Source organism: Streptomyces sp. MMBL 11-1, assembly GCF_028622875.1.
Classification (GTDB): Bacteria; Actinomycetota; Actinomycetes; order Streptomycetales; family Streptomycetaceae; genus Streptomyces.
Window position 1 is genome coordinate 697,418 of sequence record NZ_CP117709.1, and the last position, 17,790, is coordinate 715,207.

Sequence of the window (17,790 nt, forward strand, 5' to 3'; positions counted from 1 at the left end):
TCAGTCCTTGCGCGCCCAGGGTGCGCGGCGCGCCGCGCGCAGCGCCCGGGTGCGCCGCAGCCCGGTCAGCCGGTCGGTGTAGACCGTGCCCGCCAGGTGGTCGCACTCGTGCTGGAGGCACCGGGCGAACCACCCGGTCCCGGCGATCCGGACCGGCTCGCCGGTCATCGTCAGGCCCTCGACGACCGCGTGGTCGAAGCGTTCCGTGCCCGCTTCCAGACCGGGAAGTGACAGACAGCCCTCCGGTCCGCGTACGGTGAGTCCGTCCGCCTCGACCAGTTCGGGATTGACCACGTGTCCCAGATGGCGGACATCGTCGTCGTCCGGGCAGTCGTAGACGAACACCTTGAGCGGGACGCCGATCTGATTGGCGGCGAGCCCGACACCCTGTGCGGCGTACATCGTGGCGAACATGTCCTCGACCAGCCCCGCCAGCGACGGGCCGAAGTTCGTGACGTCCTCGCAGGCGCTGTGGAGCAACGGGTCGCCGAGCAGACTCATCTCACGGACGAGTCCGGAACTGCCGGGGATCGGGCGGTTTCGCATGGCGGCAAGGTTACGTTCCGCCGGGGGCGGGGAGTTCCCGTGGTGCCGCGGTGCGGTCGCCACGCCGGACATCGATAGGCTGGGCGCGGACCGATGCAAGGAGGATCTAGGACGATGGCAGGCAACACGGAGCCGTTGTCGCCGCGGGCCAAACTGGCCGTGACGGCGGGCAAGGCCGCGGCGGCGGTGTCACGCGCCGCGGGGCGGGGCAGCGGATCGGTGATCGGCGGCCGGGTGGCGCTCAAACTCGACCCCGACCTGCTGGGGCGGCTGGCGCAGCACCTGGACGTGATCCTCGTGTCGGCGACGAACGGCAAGACGACCACCACACGGCTGATCGCCGAGGCGCTGCGGGCCGCTGGGCCCGTCGTGTCGAACGCGCTCGGCGCGAACATGCCCGCGGGCATCACCTCGGCGCTGGCCGGCGGCTCGGACGCGAAGTTCGGCGTGATCGAGGTCGACGAGAAGTATCTGGCGGGTGTCGCGCGCGACACCACGCCCAAGGCGATCGCCCTGCTCAACCTCTCGCGCGACCAGCTGGACCGCGCGGCGGAGACCCGGATGATGGCCGAGCAGTGGCGCGAGGGCCTCTCCGGCTCGAAGGCCGTGGTCATCGCGAACGCGGACGACCCGCTGGTCGTCTGGGCGGCCTCCTCCTCGCCCAACGTGGTGTGGGTGGCGGCCGGTCAGGCGTGGAAGGACGACGCCTGGTCCTGCCCGTCCTGCGGCGGTGTGATGCAGCGCCCGGGCGACGACTGGTTCTGCGGGCAGTGCGGCTTCCGCCGCCCCGCCCCGAGCTGGGCGCTGAACGGCGACTACGTCCTGGACCCGCACGGTTCGGCGTGGCCGATCCACCTTCAGCTGCCGGGCCGCGCGAACAAGGCGAACGCCACCAGTTCCGCCGCCGTCGCCGCCGTCTTCGGGGTGCCGCCGCAGGTCGCGCTGGAGCGGATGTACCAGGTGCAGGCGGTGGCCGGACGCTACGACGTCGTCACCTTCCAGAACCGTGAGCTGCGTCTGCTGCTGGCGAAGAACCCGGCCGGCTGGCTGGAGACGTTCTCGCTGATCGACCCGCCGCCGACGCCGGTGATCCTCTCGGTGAACGCGCGCGGCGCGGACGGCACGGACACCTCCTGGCTGTGGGACGTGGACTACACGCAGCTGGCGGGTCACCCGATCTTCGTGCTCGGCGACCGGAAGCTGGACCTCGCGGTCCGCCTCGAAGTGGCCGGTCTCGACTTCCGGGTCTGCGAGACGCTCGACGAGGCCGTGCAGCACGCGCCGCCCGGCCGCATCGAGGTCATCGCCAACTACACCGCCTTCCAGGATCTGCGCCGTCGTGTCGGCAACTGACCCCGGCCCCGGCCACCTCCGGAGAGGACGAAGCATGAGCAACAACGGTCTGCGTCTGGTCTGGGTCTACCCCGACCTGCTCAGCACCTACGGCGACCAGGGCAACGCCCTGGTCGTGGAGCGGCGCGCCCGCCAGCGCGGTCTGGACGTGCAGCGCGTCGACGTGCGCAGCGACCAGCCGGTGCCGACGTCCGGCGACATCTATCTGATCGGCGGCGGTGAGGACCGGCCGCAGCGCCTGGCGGCCGAGCGGCTGCGCCGCGACGGCGGGCTGAGCCGGGCCGCGTCCAACGGCGCGATCATCTTCTCGGTCTGCGCGGGCTACCAGATCCTCGGGCACGAGTTCGTCAACGACCTCGGTGAGCGCGAGGCCGGTCTCGGTCTGCTCGACGTGGTCTCCACCCGCGGCGAGGGCGCGCGGTGCGTCGGCGACGTACTGGCGGACATCGACCCGCACCTCGGGCTGCCGCCGCTGACCGGGTTCGAGAACCACCAGGGCGTCACCCATCTCGGCCCGACGGCCCGGCCGCTGGCCCGGGTGCAGTTCGGCCGCGGCAACGGCACCGGGGACGGCACGGAGGGCGCGTACAACGACACGGTCTTCGGGACGTACATGCACGGCCCCGTGCTGGCCCGCAACCCTCAGATCGCCGATCTGCTGCTGAAGCTGGCCCTCGACGTGAACGCGCTGCCGCCCACCGACGACCGCTGGTACGAGGCGCTGCGCGCCGAGCGGATCGCCTCGGCGACCCAGCCCGCCTGAGGCTCTTTCCGCTCGCCTGAGCGGGGTCCGTCTGAGGCGTTTTCCGCTCGGTTGAGCGGAGTCCAGCAGGCGGACGGCCGGTTCGGTCCCGCCACCCTGCGCCGGTAGGGTGGCGGGGATCCAACCGGACGACGTGGTCCGGTCGTCGACTTAACGTTGCAAAGGTTTCCGGGCCATGCGCATTGGCGTACTCACCTCCGGCGGCGACTGCCCCGGCCTCAACGCCGTCATCCGTTCCGTCGTGCACCGCGCGGTGGTGGACCACGGCGACGAGGTCATCGGCTTCCACGACGGCTGGAAGGGCCTGCTGGAGTGCGACTACCGCAAGCTCGACCTTGACGCGGTGGGCGGCATCCTGGCCCGCGGCGGCACGATCCTCGGTTCCTCCCGGGTCCAGCCCGCGCATCTGCGCGACGGCGTGGAGCGCGCCCGCGGCCATGTCGCGGACCTCGGCCTGGACGCCATCATCCCGATCGGCGGCGAGGGCACCCTCAAGGCCGCGAACCTCCTCTCCGAGGCCGGTCTCCCGATCGTCGGCGTCCCCAAGACCATCGACAACGACATAGCCTCCACCGACGTCACCTTCGGCTTCGACACCGCCGTCGGCGTCGCCACCGAGGCGCTGGACCGGCTGAAGACCACCGCCGAGTCGCACCAGCGGGTGCTGATCGTCGAGGTCATGGGCCGGCACACCGGCTGGATCGCCCTGCACTCCGGCATGGCCGCCGGAGCCCACGCCATCGTGGTGCCCGAGCGCCCGTTCGACATAGACGAGCTGACCGAGCTGGTCGGCAAGCGCTTCTCGGCGGGCAAGAAGTTCGCCATCGTGGTGGTCGCCGAGGGCGCGAAGCCACGCGCGGGCTCCATGCAGTTCGAGCAGGGCGTCAAGGACATCTACGGTCACGAGCGGTTCGCCGGGGTGGCCACGCAGCTCTCCGGGGAGCTGGAGCAGCGGCTCGGCAAGGAGGCCCGTCCGGTCATCCTCGGCCACGTCCAGCGCGGCGGCACGCCCACCGCGTACGACCGGGTCCTGGCGACCCGGTTCGGCTGGCACGCGGTGGAGGCGGCGCACCGGGGCGAGTTCGGGATGCTGACCGCGCTGCGCGGCACCGACATCGTGATGGTCCCGCTGGGCGAGGCCGTCGAGACGCTGAAGACGGTCCCCGCCGAGCGGTACGCCGAGGCGGAGTGCGTGCTGTAGCGACGTGCCGTCCAGAACTGCCCCCGGCCGCAACCGCGGCCGGGGGCAGTTCTACTCTGGACCGGACAACCGGCACGAAACGGGGACGTGTCCCCATCGGGAGCGAACAGATGGATCACAGCGGGCACGGCATGAACATGGACCTGCCGCCGTTCACGCTGGGGCGGGGGCTGGAGCTCTCCGTCGACCCGTTCTTCCTGACCGGCTGCGTCCTGGCGCTCGCCCTGTACGGGTACGGCGTGGTGCGGCTGCGTCGGCGCGGGGACGGCTGGCCGGTGAACCGGATCGTGTTCTTCACCGTGGGCGTGCTGAGCATCGCGCTGGTCATGTGCACCAAGCTCAACGACTACGGCATGGTCATGTTCAGCGTGCACATGGTGCAGCACATGGTGATCAGCATGCTGTCGCCGATCCTGCTGCTGCTGGGCGCCCCGGTGACGCTGGCGCTGCGGGCGCTGCCGCCCGCCGGGGGCGGGCGGACCGGGCCGCGCGAGCTGCTGCTGAAGCTGCTGCACAGCCGGTACATGAAGATCATCTCGCATCCGGTGTTCACGATCCCGCTGTTCATCGCGAGCCTCTACGCGCTGTACTTCACGCCGATCTTCGACTTCCTGATGAGCTCGAAGCCGGGCCACATCGGGATGATGGTGCACTTCCTCGCCGTCGGCCTGGTCTTCTTCTGGCCGATCATGGGCGTGGACCCTGGCCCGCACCGGCCCGGGTATCTGATGCGGATGCTGGAACTGTTCGCCGGGATGCCCTTCCACGCGTTCTTCGGGATCGCGCTGATGATGGCGTCGACGCCGATGGTGGAGACGTACCAGAACCCGCCGGCCTCGCTCGGCATCGACGCGCTGAGCGACCAGAACTGGGCGGGCGGCATCGCCTGGGCGTTCAGCGAGATCCCCTCCGTGCTGGTGCTGATCGCGCTGGTCTTCCAGTGGTACCGCTCCGAGCAGCGCACCGCGCGGCGCACGGACCGGGCGGCGGACCGCGACGGTGACAAGGAGCTGGCGGCGTACAACGCCTATCTCGCGTCTTTGCAGGCGCGCGGACAGTAGCGCGGAGGGCGCGTACGGGGTGACCATGGGGGCAACGGCCGCGCGGCCGACGAGGAGCGTGCGCGCATGTCCGGATCGACAAAGACCATGGGATACATGACCGGCGGTGCCCTGATCGCGGTGACCGCGTACACGGTGGCGCTGGGAAGCAGTGGCTGGCTCTGGTTCGGCTGGGTGGTGCTGGGGCTGTGCACCCTCGGCATGCTGGCCACCCAGGACACCTGACCGTCACGGCGGGTGACCGCCAGGACGCCCGACCGCCGTGGGCGGGTGACCGGGCCTGACGGGCCCGGAGGCGGGTACGAGTCGGGAGACCGGTTCGCCACGGTCGCATGCTGGTGCCGGGGGCCTACGCTGCAGGCCCCCGGCACCAGCATGATCCAGTACAGGCCTGAACCGCCCCGGCAGAGCGAGGTGCACCCGCAAGGTGTTCTATTACATCCTGAAATATGTCGTGCTGGGGCCCGTACTGCGGCTGCTGTTCCGGCCCCGGACCGAGGGCCTGGAGAACATTCCTACGGACGGCGCGGCGATCGTCGCGGGCAACCACCTCTCCTTCTCCGACCATTTTCTGATGCCGGCCATCATCAAGCGCCGCATCACCTTCCTCGCGAAGGCCGAGTACTTCACGGGCCCGGGGATCAAGGGCCGGCTCACCGCGGCCTTCTTCCGCAGCGCGGGGCAGATCCCGGTGGACCGTTCCGGCAAGGACGCCGGACAGGCGGCCATCCGCGAGGGGCTCGGCGTCCTGGGCAGGGGCGAGCTGCTGGGGATCTACCCGGAGGGCACCCGCTCGCACGACGGCCGTCTCTACAAGGGCAAGGTCGGGGTCGCGGTGATGGCGATCACCGCGCGGGTCCCGGTGGTTCCCTGTGCCATGGTCGGCACCTTCGAGATCCAGCCGCCCGGCCAGGTCGTGCCGAAGATCAAACGGGTCGCGATCCGCTTCGGCGAGCCGCTGGACTTCTCCCGCTACGCGGGCATGGAGAACCAGAAGGCCGCGATCCGGGCCGTGACGGACGAGATCATGTACGCGATCCTCGAACTCTCCGGCCAGGAGTACGTGGACGAGTACGCGGCCAAGGTGAAGGCGGCCGAGCAGGAGGCCGCGCCGCCGAGGAAGTTCCCCAAGCTGCGACGCTGAGCGCGAATACGCCACCGGCAGAGCACCCTCGTCCCGGCGGGCCCGCTCCCCTAGCGTCGGGATCATGAGCAGAGGACACGCATGGGTGCTGGGTGCGACGGGCCAGATCGGGCGGGCCGCGGTGCGGGCGCTGGCCGCGGACGGCTGGGAGGTCACCGCGGCCTCGCGCGGTGGTGGCCGGGACGAGGGATGGGAGGGATGGGACGCCGGGGTCCGGGCGGTGACGCTCGACCGGGACGAAGAGGGGTCGCTCGGCCGGGCGCTGGGCGACGGCTGTGACGTGCTGGTCGACATGGTGGCGTTCGGCGGCGCGCACGCCCGGCAGCTGACGGGGCTGGCCGGCCGGATCGGATCGGCCGTCGTGATCTCCAGCGGGGCGGTGTACGAGGACGACCGGGGCCGCAGCTTCGACACACAGGCTTCCGTCGACGGTTTCCCCCGCTATCCGGTGCCGCTGTCGGAGACCCAGCCCACGGTGGCGCCGGGGGACGCCACGTACGGGACGCGGAAGGTCCTGCTGGAGCGGGAGCTGCTGGCGGCGGGCGACGCACTGCCGGTGACGCTGCTGCGGGCGGGCGCGGTCCACGGCCCGTACTGCCGCACCCCGCGCGAGCTGTTCGTGGTGAAGCGGCTGCTCGACGGGCGCCGGCGCCGGGTGTTCGCGTACGGCGGGGAGAGCCGCTTCCACCCGGTCCATGTGTCCAACGCGGCGGAGCTGATCCGGCTGGCCGCCCGGCGGCCGGGATCCCGTGTGCTGAACGCGGCGGACCCCCAGGCGCCCACGGTCGCGGAGATCGCGTCGGCGATCGACGACGTGCTCGGGCGGGAGACGGAGACGGTGCTGATCGACGGCCCTTCCCCGGAGGGGCAGGTCGGAGTGACCCCGTGGAGCGGCGGCCACCCCGTGGTCTACGACATGACGGCCGCCGAGGAACAGCTCGGGTACCGCCCGGTGACCGGGTACGCGGAGTCGCTGCCGGAAACGGTCGAGTGGCTCGCCGGAGAGCTGGCGGAGCGCGACTGGCGGGAGGCGTTCCCGAAGATGCTGCGCAATTACGGCGCATGGCTCTTCGACTACGCGGCGGAGGACGCCTGGCTGGAGGCGTACGACCGGGGGCGGCGCTGAGCGGCCCCCGGTCGGGCGCCTCCTGGGTGGTCTACGGCTTCGGTGCGGCGTGCGGGGCGCACGTCACATCGCGCCGGTCGGTCTCCCCGGTGAGCAGGTAGGTGTCCACCCGCTCGTTGACGCAGGGGTTGACCAGTCCGGTGACGCCGTGGGACCCGGCGTCCTTCTCGGTGATGAGCCGCGAGCCCTTGAACCGCTTGTGCAGCTCGACGGCGCCCTGGTACGGGGTGGCGGCGTCGCGGGTGGACTGCACGATGAGGACCGGCGGCAGGCCCTTGCCGGACCTCACGTCCAGCGGGGTCCGCTGCTTGGCCGGCCAGGTGGCGCAGGGCAGGTTCATCCAGGCGTTGGGCCACGTCATGAACGGGTACTTCTCGTGGAGCCGAGTGTTGTCCCGGTCCCAGGTACGCCAGTCGGTGGGCCACTTGGCGTCGGCGCACTCGACGGCGTTGTAGACCGCGTTGCCGTTCTCGGCGGCGGCGTTGCCCGCGAGGTCGCTCATGTCGGGGGCGGCGGCGTCGACCAGGGCCTGGGTGTCACCGGCCCGGTAGGCGCTCCAGGTCTTGGCCGTGGGGGCCCAGGCGGAGTCGTAGTACGGCGCACCCTGGAAGAAGCCGATGAGCTCGGCGGGCCCGACGACGCCCCCGATGGGGTCCTTCTTGGCGGCTGCCCGCAGCTCCAGCCAGGCCTTCTCGACCTTCTGCGGGGTGTCGCCGATGCCGTAGACGGAGTCGTGCTTCGCCACCCACGCCTTCCAGTCGTCCCAGCGTGTCTGGAAGGCGATGTCCTGGTTGAGGTTCGCCCGGTACCAGATGTTCTTCCGCGACGGGTCGACCACGCTGTCGACGACCATGCGCCGGACGTGGGTCGGGAAGAGGGTGCCGTAGACGGCGCCCAGGTAGGTGCCGTAGGAGACGCCGAGGAAGTTGAGCTTCTTCTCCCCGAGCGCGGCCCGGATGACGTCGAGGTCGCGTGCCGTGTTCGGCGTCGTCATGTGCGGCAGCATCGCGCCGCTGCGCTCGCCGCACCCCTCGGCGTACTCGCGGGCCAGTTTGCGCTGGGCGCGCTTGTCGGCCTCGCTGTCGGGGACCGGGTCGGCCTTGGGGGCCTTGACGAACTCCTGCGGGTCGACGCAGGAGATGGGGGCCGAGTGGCCGACGCCGCGCGGGTCGAAGCCGACGAAGTCGTACGCCTTCGAGGTCTTCGTCCAGAGCGGGTTCCTGGCGGTGACCCGGGCGGGGAAGCGCAGTCCCGAACCGCCGGGGCCGCCCGGGTTGTAGAGCAGTGCGCCCTGGCGCTCGCCCTTCGTGCCGGTGCTGACGTGCCGGTCGACGGCGAGCTTGATCTTCTTGCCGTTCGGCCGGGCGTAGTCGAGCGGCACGGTGACCCAGCCGCACTGGATGGGGGCGGCCAGGCCCCAGTCCTCCGGGCAGTCCTGCCAGTCGATCCCGGCGTTCGCCGCCCGGTGCGCCGCGACGGCGGCGCCGCGAGCCTCCGCGTCGCCCCGGCCGTGATGGCGGCCGTCGGCGCCGGCGGCGGGTGCTGCCATCGCCCCCGCCATGAGCGTGCCCGCGACGAGAGCCCCGGCCGAACCGAGCACCGTTGTGCGTATCACGTGGAACCTCCCCCTTCATCCGATCCGCCGCCGAAGGCGACGTGGTCATCGGTACGTCGCGGGGATCCTTTCGTCAGTGGGGCGCCCGGGCCAGGGCGTACACCTGTTTCTTTACCGAACCCATAACCGGTGAAGGGGGTTCGCTGAGCGGACTCAGCCGGTGTGGTCCGTCCTCAGCCCGTCCAGCAGCTCGCGCATGGCGTCGTCCAGGATCCCGCGCAGCAGGCGGGCGTCGGCGGCCACGGCGGTGACCAGAACGGCGGGGCCGGCGAGCGGGGTGAGCGCGGCGGTGGGCCCGAGGAGGCGCGCGGGGAGGGGGGCGTCCTCGAAGGCCGGGTCGGCGAGGAGCAGTTGGCCGACGGCCCGGTGGCCGCCGAGGACGGCGGGGCCGTCCCAGCCGGCGGGGGCGCCGGGCCCGTAGGCCAGTCGCTGGTCCAGGAGCGGGCGGCTCGCCCGGTGGACGGTGAGCCGGGTGGTGAGCCCGCCGGTGGGCTCGCCGTGCCGGCCGAGGATCTGCTCCTCACGCAGCAGCAGGCGTGCGGTGGGGGCGAGTCGGACCCGGGTGGCCTGGTGGAGGTGGCTGCCGTGGGCGGAGACGAGCTGTTCGGGAAGCCAGTGCAGCACGGCCCCCTCCCCCACGCCCAGGTCCACGGTGTACGTGGACGGTTCCGTGTCCTCCCGCGGGCCGGGCAGGGCTACGGTGGCCGCCGCCGCGTCCACGGTGAGGCGCGCCCCGTCCGCGATGTCCGCCTCGATCGTCAGCCGGTCGCCGTTGAGCGGGGCGCTCATCGCGCCGACGACGGTGACCCGGGCGTACGCGGTGTGCGGCGAGCGGGTGCGGCGCAGGGCGAGCGGGCCGTCGCTGACCAGGACGGGCAGGGCGGTCCCGCCCCGCCCGTCGGGCTCGGCCCGGAGCCGGGCCGTCGCGCGGACGTTCACGCGGCCCAGGCGGCGAGCCGCGCCCGCACCCAGTCGGCGACCGGTCCGACGCCCTCGGCCGAGGTCAGGGAGGTGAAGGCGACGGGGAGTTCGCCGCGCTGCTTCTTGGCGTCGAGGGCCATCCGCTCCAGGTCGGAGCCGACGTAGGGGGCGAGGTCGGTCTTGTTGATGACCAGGAGGTCGGCGGTGGTGACGCCGGGGCCGCCCTTGCGCGGGATGTCGTCGCCGCCCGCGACGTCGATGACGAAGACCTGCGCGTCGACCAGTCCTTTGGAGAAGGTGGCGGTGAGGTTGTCGCCGCCGGACTCGACGAGGATGAGGTCGAGCGGTCCGACCGCGTCCTCCAGGTCCTCGACGGCTTCGAGATTGGCGGAGATGTCGTCGCGGATCGCGGTGTGCGGGCAGGCGCCGGTCTCGACGGCCTGGATCCGCTCGGGCGGCAGGACCGCGTTGCGCAGCAGGAAGGCGGCGTCCTCCTGGGTGTAGATGTCGTTGGTGACGACGGCGATGGACAGGCGGTCGCGCAGTTCGCGGCAGAGGGCGGCGACGGTGGCCGTCTTGCCGGAGCCGACGGGGCCGCCGAGGCCGATGCGCAGGGCGCGCCGGGTGCCGTCGGGGCGGGTGGCGTCGGCGCTGACGGCGGCGGGGGCGTCGTGGGGGTGGCCGAGGTGCATGGAGGCTCCTGTGGATGCGGGTTACGAGGCGAAGAGGCGGACCGGCCAGGCGGCGTGCGCCTCGGCGGTGATGTCGAGGAGCGGGGCCGAGGCGGCGGGCAGGGCGTCGATGCCCTGCCGGGCGGCCTCGGCGGCCTGTTCGGCGACCCGGTCCAGCTCGGGGGCGAGCCGGGCGAGTACGGCGGTGGCGTGGAAGGGGTCGAGGGAGAGGAGCCGGACGACGGCGGTGGCGGGTCCGCTGACGGTCTCGTACGCGACACAGTGGGCGGCGTCCACGGGGTCCAGGCCCGCCGACCGTGCGGTGAGCCCGAGGACGACCGGCTGGTGGGCGCCGCGCGGTCGGGCCGCCGCGAGCGCGTCCAGTTCGGGGCTCGGCCAGGTGGCGCGGGCGGCCCGCATCAGCTGCCGGCCCAGCTTGCGCGCGGTGGTCCGCAGGGCGGGCGAGGGTGTACGGGCGTCGGCGGCCTCGTCGAGGGCGATCGGGTCGAGGCCGTGGGCCGCCGCCGCGGCGAGGGCGGCGGCGGTGAGGCCCGACGTGTGCAGCCGGCCCCGGCAGAAGTCGGCGAGGGAGTCGGCGTCGCGGACACGGCCCCCGGCGACGGCCGGTTCGGCGCCGCCGGAGTGGGCGTGGCCACCGGCGGGGAACCGGCCGTCGGAGAGGACGAGGAGAGCTGCGCGTGACATGACGGCGGCCGGCCCTCAGAAGAGGAAGTAACGCTGCGCCATGGGCAGTTCCGCCGCCGGGGCCGGCTCGACCGGATCGCCGTCGATGGTGACGGCGAAGCTGTCGGGGTCGACGTGGACCCGGGGCAGGGCGTCGTTCTCCCGCATGTCCGCCTTGGTGACCCCCCGGGTGCTGGTGATCGGCACGAACCGCTTGTGCAGGGCGAGGCGTTCGGGCAGCCCGTCCTCGATGGCGGCAGTGGAGACGAAGTTGAACGAGCTGTGTGCGGCCGCTCGCCCCAGGGCGCCGAACATCGGCCGGGGCAGGACCGGTTGGGGCGTCGGGATGGAGGCGTTGGCGTCGCCCATCTGTGCGTGGGCGATCTGGCCGCCCTTGATGACGGTCTGGGGCTTCACGCCGAAGAACGCCGGGTCCCAGAGGACGAGGTCGGCGAGCTTGCCGGTCTCCACCGAGCCGATCTCCCGGTCCAGTCCCTGCGCGACGGCCGGGTTGATGGTGTATTTGGCGACATAGCGACGGACCCGGTGGTTGTCGGCCCGCCCGTCCCCGGGCAGGGCTCCGCGCCGCTTCTTCATGACGTGGGCGGTCTGCCAGGTCCGCAGGATCACCTCGCCGATCCGCCCCATGGCCTGGGAGTCCGAGGAGATGATCGAGATGGCCCCGAGGTCGTGCAGGATGTCCTCGGCCGCGATGGTGGAGGGCCGGATCCGGGACTCCGCGAACGCCAGGTCCTCGGGGACGGTGGGGTTCAGGTGGTGGCAGACCATCAGCATGTCGAGGTGTTCCTCGATGGTGTTGACGGTGTGCGGCCGGGTGGGGTTGGTCGAGCTGGGCAGGACGTAGGGCTCGGAGACCACGCTGATGATGTCGGGGGCGTGCCCGCCGCCCGCCCCCTCGGTGTGGTACGCGTGGATCGTCCGGCCGGCGATGGCGGCGAGGGTGTCGGCGACGAACCCGGCCTCGTTGAGGGTGTCCGTGTGGATGGCGAGCTGTGCGCCCGTCCGCTCGCAGACGGTGAGGCAGGCGTCGATGACGGCGGGCGTCGCGCCCCAGTCCTCGTGGATCTTGAATCCCAGGGCGCCGCCGCGCAGTTGGGAGTGCATGGCCTCCTGCGACATCGTGTTGCCCTTGCCGAGCAACCCGATGTTGACCGGGAAGGTCTCCAGCGCCTCGAACATCCGGGCCAGGTGCCAGGGCCCCGGGGTGATGGTGGTGGCCTTGGTGCCCTCGGCGGGTCCCGTGCCGCCGCCGACGAGGGTGGTGATGCCGCTGGAGAGCGCCTGGTCGATGAGGGTGGGTGAGATGAAGTGGACGTGGGCGTCGACCGCCCCGGCCGTGAGCAGCTTCCCGTTGCCCGCGATGATCTCGGTCTCCGGGCCGATCACCAGGTCGGGGTGGACGCCGTCCATGGTGTCCGGGTTCCCGGCCTTGCCGATGCCGGTGATCCGGCCGTCCCGGATGCCGATGTCGGCCTTGACGACGCCCCAGTGGTCGATGACGACGGCCCCGGTGATGACGGTGTCGGGCGCGCCCTCGGCCCGGGTGGTGCGGGCCTGCCCCATCGACTCGCGGATCACCTTGCCGCCGCCGAACACCGCCTCGTCGCCCGCGTGTCCGGGGCCGCCCGAGCGGTCCTCCTCGATCTCGACGAGCAGATCGGTGTCGGCGAGCCGGATCCGGTCGCCGGTGGTGGGTCCGAAGAGATCGGCGTACACGGCTCTCTTGAGGTCAGGCATCGAGACCACCTCCGGTTTCGCCGCGCAGGCCGGGGACGACGCGGCGGCCGGTGAGGGGGACGAGTTCGACGTCGGCGGGGATGCCGGGTTCGAAGCGGACCGCCGTGCCGGCGGCGATGTTCAGCCGCAGCCCGTGGGCGGCGGCGCGGTCGAAGCGCAGTCCGGGGTTGGCCTCGGCGAAGTGGTAGTGGGAGCCGACCTGGACGGGGCGGTCGGCGGCGTTGAGGACGGTGAGGCGGGTGACCGTCCGCCCTGTGTTGAGGGGGATGTCCCCGTCCCCGTACAGGATCTCTCCGGGAATCATCGGCGCCTCCCCGTCAGACGATCGGGTCATGGACGGTGACGAGCTTCGTGCCGTCGGGGAAGGTGGCCTCGACCTGGACGTCGTGGAGCATCTCGGGGATGCCTTCCATGACCTCGTCCCGGGTGAGCAACGTACGGCCGGATGCCATGAGTTCGGCGACGGAGCGGCCGTCCCGGGCGCCTTCCAGCAGATGGGCGGTGATCAGGGCGACGGCCTCGGGGTGATTGAGCCGCAGCCCGCGCGCCCGGCGCCTCTCGGCCACGTCGGCGGCCACATGGATGAGCAGACGCTCCTGCTCGTGCGGGGTCAGTTGCACGCTTCCACCTCATCGTCTTCCGTCCGGCTCCGGCTCCGGACGCAGCGGGACCCTATCCCCGTTCAACAGTTCGTTGAACGGGAACGGCGCCTTCGCCACCAGGCATTGCACGTTAGGGCGGAAGTTTTTCCGTTGCGTTAACTGATCTTTTGCGGGTTCATGGCCATCAGCCCGCACAACCCGTTCTCCAGCACTTCGGGGCGTACGTCCCCGAAGAGCGCCTCCTGCACGATGAACCCCTGCGCCGTCGCGATCATCGTCCGCGCCACGTGGTCGCCGGGCACGTCGCCGCTCAGGATCCCGGCCGCGCGGTAGGCGTCGACAAGTTTCGTCCAGGCGACGCGCATGGTGGCGTAACCGTCGTCGAGCAGCGCGGCGAGCCGGGCGTCACGCAGCGTCTCGGACCAGAGCTGGACGACGAGCGCGGCGAAGGCGCGGCGCTCCAGCCCATGCACCTCCCCCGCGAGCACCCCGCCGAGCACCCGGCCGAGCAGCACGTCCGGGGTGGGCGGCGGCGTCATGCGCGAGGCCTCCTCGAAGGCGCCGCGGATGACGGCGAAGGTCTCCTGCGTGATGGCCGCGATGATGTCCTCCTTGCCGGGGAAATAGCGGTAGACCGCCCCGGCGGACAGGCCCACCTCCTTGAGGACGTCCTGCATGGACGTGCCGTGGAATCCGTTGCGGGCAAAGCAGCGCGCCGCTCCGTCGAGGATCTGACGGCGACGGGCGTCGAGGTGTTCCTGGGATACGCGAGCCATGGCCCCTAACCTAAAACGAACATTCATTCTTGACAATCCGACCCAGCGTGCCGACAGTGGGAACAGGACATAAAACGAACGATCCTTCTCTCTGGACTCTCCGTCGTCGCACGAATCGAGGCCTCTCATGTCCACCGCACCCAACCGCCGCGCGGTGGCGGTGATCCTGCTGATCCCCCTGCTGGTGACGCTCGCCCTCTGGGCCTTCGCCTGGCCCGCCGCCCGGATCGCCCCGCACGACCTCCCGGTCGGGGTCGCGGGTCCGGCGTCGGCGGCCCAGCCGCTGGAACAGCACTTCGAGCAGCGTGACGGCGCGTTCGAGGTCCACCGCTTCGACGACGAGGCCGCCGCCCGCGCCGCGATCGAGGAGCGGGCCGTATACGGAGCCGTCGTCGTCACCCCGCAGGGGCCGCACCTGCTCACCGCCTCGGCGGCGAGCCCCGTCGTCTCCCAGCTGCTGCGCGAGGCAGTGACGGCAACCGCTCCCGACGCCACCCAGGTCCGGGTCACCGATGTGGTCGCCGCGCCGCCCGGAGACCCCCGCGGCAGCGCACTCGGCGCGAGCGTCCTGCCCCTGGCCCTCGCGGGCATGGCGGCCGGAGCCGTCGTCACCCTGATCGGACTGCGCGGGGCGCGGGCCGCGGTGGCCCTCATCGGGTCGGCCGCCCTGGTGGGCCTCGCCGCCACAGCCGTGGCGCACAGCTGGCTCGGCGTGGTCACGGGCGACTGGTGGACGGAGGCGGGAGTGCTCGCGCTCACCGTGCTGGCCATCGGTTCGGCGGTGGCGGGGCTCGCCGCCCTGTTCGGGCCGCGCGGCGTCGGACTCGGCGCGCTGCTGATGGTCCTGCTGGGCAACCCCTTCTCCGGCGTCACCAGCGCACCGGAGCTGCTGCCCGAGCCCGTCGGTGCGATCGGCCAGTGGCTCCCGCCGGGCGCGGGCGGTTCGCTGCTCCGCTCGGTCGCCTTCTTCGACGGGAGCGCCGCGGGCGGCGCCGTGCTGACGCTCTCGCTATGGGCGCTGTTCGGCCTGGCGGCGGTGCTGTTCGCCCGCCCGGCGCCGACGCCGGCCGAGCCGGCCGGACCCGTCCGCGAGCCGGTCCTGACCGGCTGAGCGCCGCGTCCGTAGCGCCGAGCCGGGCGCCCCCCCCTTTTCCTGGAGGGGGCGCCCGGCTTCGCGCTGTCCCGGGGCGGTCGGGGTCTCAGGCGTCCCGACCGTCGTGGGGGCGGTGCTCGGCGGCGATGCCGAACCTGCGCCGTTCGCCCTGAGCGGATGACGCGGAGTCGATCGAGGAGACCGAGCTGATCACCCGCTCCTCGGCGGCGGTTTCCTCCGCTTCCAGTCGTTGCAGGTCAGCGGCGGAAACCAACGCGACGAGCGGCTTGCCGTGACGCGTCACCACGACACGTTCACCGCCGTAGACAACACGGTTGATCAGTTCGGCGAGCTCCGCCCGTGCTTGCGTCACCGGAATCTCGTAGGCCATAGTCCCCATCATAACCTTCTGTACGTCCTGTACATTTTTTACGGACGGAGAGAAGGCCGGTCAGCTCCAGGAGAGAGGCACCGCCATGATCCGCCCCGCCGCCCGCTACGTACTGCCGGAGTTCACCGAGCGCACCGCGACCGGAACCCGGACCCTGGACCCGTACTCCAAGCTGCTGTCCGAGCGGATCGTCTTCCTCGGGAGCCCGATCGACGACATCGCCGCGAGCGACCTCATCGCCCAGCTCATGTACCTGGAGCACGCCGATCCGGACCGGCCCCTGTCGCTCTACATCAACTCCCCCGGCGGCACGTTCCAGGCGATGGCGGCGGTCTACGACACGATGCGGTTCCTGACCTGCGAGGTGGAGACCTTCTGCCTGGGGCAGGCGGGCTCCTATGCGGCGGCCCTGCTGGCCGCCGGGGCGAAGGGGCGCCGACATGCGCTGCCCGGCGCGCGGGTAGTCATCCAGCAGCCCGCGATGGAGGAGCCGATGCGGGGCCAGCCGTCCGACCTGGAGATCCACGCGCGCGAACTGGTGCGCACCCGCGAGATGTTCGCGGCCATGCTGGTCCGGCACACGGGCCGGACCGCGGAGCAGATCACCGCCGACATCGAGCGCGACACCATCCTCGACGCCCATGCCGCCCTCGCCCACGGGCTGGTCGACCACGTCGTGGACAGCCGCTGACTCTCCCGGCCGCCGTACGACGCGAGGTGAAACGCCGATGGAGCCACCCGACTTCCCGCCCCTGCCCGCACTGACCCGCGCCGAGGGCGAGTTCGTCGACTGCTATCTGGCCGTGCTCGACCAGGTGGGCCGGATCAACCCGGCCCATGGCAGCGACACCTACAGCGCCCTGCGGGCGGCCCAGGCCCTCGCCTCCCGGGCGGCGGCCCTGCGCGACGCCCTGGCCGTGATGCACGAGCGCGGCGAATCGCGGATCCACGCCGCCACCCTGGCGCGGGCGCTGCGCGTCCTGGACGGGGAGCGCCGGGCGGGCCGGATCGCGATGCCGCCGCCCGCGAACTGACCTGCTCCACGCGCGGGGAACGCCCTACGCGAGCGGATCGGCCGGCCCCGCGCGCGACACGCCCGGCGTCGGAACCGATTCGCCTCGCTCGTTCGGCGTAGGAGATCACCCGCGCGAGCGACGGCTCAACTTGCGTTCGGCGCGTGGCCCGTACTCGAAATGCGCCCTTTCGTCGCTGGTACGAGGGTGTGCGCCCGGCTCTTCGGCGAGCACGAATCCGGCCTGTCCACCCGAATGGATCAGTGGTGAGGAGACTCACAAACCGCCGTTTCGGCTCGGAATTCCGGCACCGGGTGAGTCAAGATCCCTGGGACGACAAGCCCCCGCCACCGCGGCGGGGCGGTCCGGGCGGACGCCGAGTCCTGCCGCCGCCCGGATGACTGGTCGACAGGAGTGGATCGGCAGGAGTGGAGGACCCGAGCACAACGGGCCGACCGGGAGACCGGGAGGCCCTCGGGGTGAAGCCGCGACAGCGGCCGGGCAACTTCGCCAGCCCGAACCCGACAGGTCATCCTTCACAGGCGGCTGACGAAGGGTTGCGCATGTCTGCGCAGGTTCATGTCCCGTCTCTGTTCGCCCGGGTCGGTACGGCCTCGGTACTCACCCTGGCCGTGACGTCCACGATGCTGGCGCCCGGTCTGGTGAGCGATGCCGAGGCCGCCTCCCACTCGACGAAGGCCCTGAAGGTCGCCGCGTCGAAGAAGGGGGCTCCCTACAAGTACGGAGCGGCCGGTCCCAGCCGCTTCGACTGTTCGGGGCTGACGGTCTATTCGTTCAAGAAGGCCGGCAAGAAGCTTCCCCGCACGGCACAGCAGCAGTACAACAAGACCCGCCACATCGGGAAGTCGCAGCGCAAACGCGGCGACCTCGTCTTCTTCCATTCCGGGCGCAGCGTCTACCACGTGGGCATCTACGCCGGGGCCGGGAAGATCTGGCACTCCCCCAAATCGGGGGACGTGGTGAGACTGGCCAAAATCTGGTCCAAGAGCGTCTGGTACGGACGGGTCCGCTGACCCCTCGACCGGACGCTCTTTCCGTGCGGGCGGCCCGG

The 17,790-nt window shown here is 71.7% G+C and carries 21 protein-coding genes; 11 read left to right on the plus strand and 10 right to left on the minus strand.

Going from position 1 to position 17,790, the window contains the following annotated elements; all coding sequences use genetic code 11:
* The gene (gene def, locus PSQ21_RS02855; protein ID WP_274028813.1) at positions 1-546 is read right to left on the minus strand and encodes a peptide deformylase; all 546 of its coding nucleotides are present in this window, start codon (positions 544-546) and stop codon (positions 1-3) included.
* A 114-nt stretch (positions 547-660) separates the two neighbouring features.
* On the opposite strand from def, the gene PSQ21_RS02860 reads away from it, so the two are divergent.
* The 7 genes from PSQ21_RS02860 (at position 661) to PSQ21_RS02890 (ending at position 7,194) form a co-directional block, all read left to right on the plus strand.
* On the plus strand, positions 661-1,899 hold the full coding sequence (locus tag PSQ21_RS02860) for a MurT ligase domain-containing protein (protein ID WP_274028814.1): 1,239 nt from the start codon (positions 661-663) through the stop codon (positions 1,897-1,899).
* A 34-nt stretch (positions 1,900-1,933) separates the two neighbouring features.
* Complete coding sequence (locus tag PSQ21_RS02865) at positions 1,934-2,662, plus strand: type 1 glutamine amidotransferase (protein ID WP_274028815.1); 729 nt, start codon at positions 1,934-1,936, stop codon at positions 2,660-2,662.
* 175 nt (positions 2,663-2,837) lie between these two features.
* Positions 2,838-3,863, plus strand: coding sequence for a 6-phosphofructokinase (locus tag PSQ21_RS02870; RefSeq protein ID WP_274028816.1), 1,026 nt, complete (start codon positions 2,838-2,840; stop codon positions 3,861-3,863).
* A 110-nt stretch (positions 3,864-3,973) separates the two neighbouring features.
* On the plus strand, positions 3,974-4,924 hold the full coding sequence (locus PSQ21_RS02875) for a cytochrome c oxidase assembly protein (RefSeq protein ID WP_274028817.1): 951 nt from the start codon (positions 3,974-3,976) through the stop codon (positions 4,922-4,924).
* A 66-nt stretch (positions 4,925-4,990) separates the two neighbouring features.
* The gene (locus tag PSQ21_RS02880; RefSeq protein ID WP_003970622.1) at positions 4,991-5,149 is read left to right on the plus strand and encodes a hypothetical protein; all 159 of its coding nucleotides are present in this window, start codon (positions 4,991-4,993) and stop codon (positions 5,147-5,149) included.
* A gap of 202 nt (positions 5,150-5,351) precedes the next feature.
* The gene (locus PSQ21_RS02885) at positions 5,352-6,068 is read left to right on the plus strand and encodes a lysophospholipid acyltransferase family protein (protein WP_274028818.1); all 717 of its coding nucleotides are present in this window, start codon (positions 5,352-5,354) and stop codon (positions 6,066-6,068) included.
* Between the two features lie 64 nt (positions 6,069-6,132).
* Positions 6,133-7,194 carry an NAD-dependent epimerase/dehydratase family protein gene (locus PSQ21_RS02890; protein WP_274028819.1) on the plus strand — a complete coding sequence of 354 codons (1,062 nt, stop codon included), beginning with the start codon at positions 6,133-6,135 and terminating at the stop codon, positions 7,192-7,194.
* A gap of 31 nt (positions 7,195-7,225) precedes the next feature.
* On the opposite strand, the gene PSQ21_RS02895 is transcribed toward PSQ21_RS02890, so the two are convergent.
* The 8 genes from PSQ21_RS02895 to PSQ21_RS02930 form a co-directional block, all read right to left on the minus strand.
* The gene (locus tag PSQ21_RS02895; RefSeq protein WP_274035625.1) at positions 7,226-8,755 is read right to left on the minus strand and encodes an alpha/beta hydrolase; all 1,530 of its coding nucleotides are present in this window, start codon (positions 8,753-8,755) and stop codon (positions 7,226-7,228) included.
* Positions 8,756-8,962: 207 nt separating this feature from the next.
* Entirely contained in the window at positions 8,963-9,748 is a 786-nt protein-coding gene (locus PSQ21_RS02900) for an urease accessory protein UreD (protein ID WP_274028820.1), read from the minus strand.
* On the minus strand, positions 9,745-10,422 hold the full coding sequence (gene ureG, locus PSQ21_RS02905) for an urease accessory protein UreG (protein WP_274028821.1): 678 nt from the start codon (positions 10,420-10,422) through the stop codon (positions 9,745-9,747). Before ureG ends, PSQ21_RS02900 begins: the two co-directional genes overlap by 4 nt.
* Before the next feature lie 21 nt (positions 10,423-10,443).
* The gene (locus tag PSQ21_RS02910; protein ID WP_274028822.1) at positions 10,444-11,106 is read right to left on the minus strand and encodes an urease accessory protein UreF; all 663 of its coding nucleotides are present in this window, start codon (positions 11,104-11,106) and stop codon (positions 10,444-10,446) included.
* A 15-nt stretch (positions 11,107-11,121) separates the two neighbouring features.
* Positions 11,122-12,843, minus strand: a complete 1,722-nt coding sequence (locus PSQ21_RS02915; RefSeq protein WP_274028823.1) for an urease subunit alpha — start codon at positions 12,841-12,843, stop codon at positions 11,122-11,124.
* Positions 12,836-13,147, minus strand: coding sequence for an urease subunit beta (locus PSQ21_RS02920; RefSeq protein WP_274028824.1), 312 nt, complete (start codon positions 13,145-13,147; stop codon positions 12,836-12,838). Before PSQ21_RS02920 ends, PSQ21_RS02915 begins: the two co-directional genes overlap by 8 nt.
* A gap of 13 nt (positions 13,148-13,160) precedes the next feature.
* On the minus strand, positions 13,161-13,463 hold the full coding sequence (locus PSQ21_RS02925; RefSeq protein ID WP_274028825.1) for an urease subunit gamma: 303 nt from the start codon (positions 13,461-13,463) through the stop codon (positions 13,161-13,163).
* 137 nt (positions 13,464-13,600) lie between these two features.
* Positions 13,601-14,221: a TetR/AcrR family transcriptional regulator gene (locus PSQ21_RS02930; RefSeq protein ID WP_274028826.1), complete on the minus strand. Its 621-nt coding sequence runs from the start codon at positions 14,219-14,221 to the stop codon at positions 13,601-13,603.
* A 127-nt stretch (positions 14,222-14,348) separates the two neighbouring features.
* Here PSQ21_RS02930 and PSQ21_RS02935 point away from each other — a divergent pair, with 127 nt between their 5' ends.
* Entirely contained in the window at positions 14,349-15,332 is a 984-nt protein-coding gene (locus PSQ21_RS02935) for an ABC transporter permease (protein WP_274028827.1), read from the plus strand.
* Positions 15,333-15,420: 88 nt separating this feature from the next.
* On the opposite strand, the gene PSQ21_RS02940 is transcribed toward PSQ21_RS02935, so the two are convergent.
* The gene (locus tag PSQ21_RS02940; protein ID WP_274028828.1) at positions 15,421-15,705 is read right to left on the minus strand and encodes a type II toxin-antitoxin system Phd/YefM family antitoxin; all 285 of its coding nucleotides are present in this window, start codon (positions 15,703-15,705) and stop codon (positions 15,421-15,423) included.
* An 85-nt stretch (positions 15,706-15,790) separates the two neighbouring features.
* On the opposite strand from PSQ21_RS02940, the gene PSQ21_RS02945 reads away from it, so the two are divergent.
* From PSQ21_RS02945 to PSQ21_RS02955, 3 genes are all read left to right on the plus strand, one after another.
* Positions 15,791-16,396 carry an ATP-dependent Clp protease proteolytic subunit gene (locus PSQ21_RS02945; RefSeq protein ID WP_274028829.1) on the plus strand — a complete coding sequence of 202 codons (606 nt, stop codon included), beginning with the start codon at positions 15,791-15,793 and terminating at the stop codon, positions 16,394-16,396.
* A gap of 37 nt (positions 16,397-16,433) precedes the next feature.
* Complete coding sequence (locus PSQ21_RS02950; protein WP_274028830.1) at positions 16,434-16,739, plus strand: hypothetical protein; 306 nt, start codon at positions 16,434-16,436, stop codon at positions 16,737-16,739.
* 542 nt (positions 16,740-17,281) lie between these two features.
* The gene (locus PSQ21_RS02955; protein WP_274028831.1) at positions 17,282-17,752 is read left to right on the plus strand and encodes a C40 family peptidase; all 471 of its coding nucleotides are present in this window, start codon (positions 17,282-17,284) and stop codon (positions 17,750-17,752) included.
* Positions 17,753-17,790 lie beyond the last annotated feature (38 nt).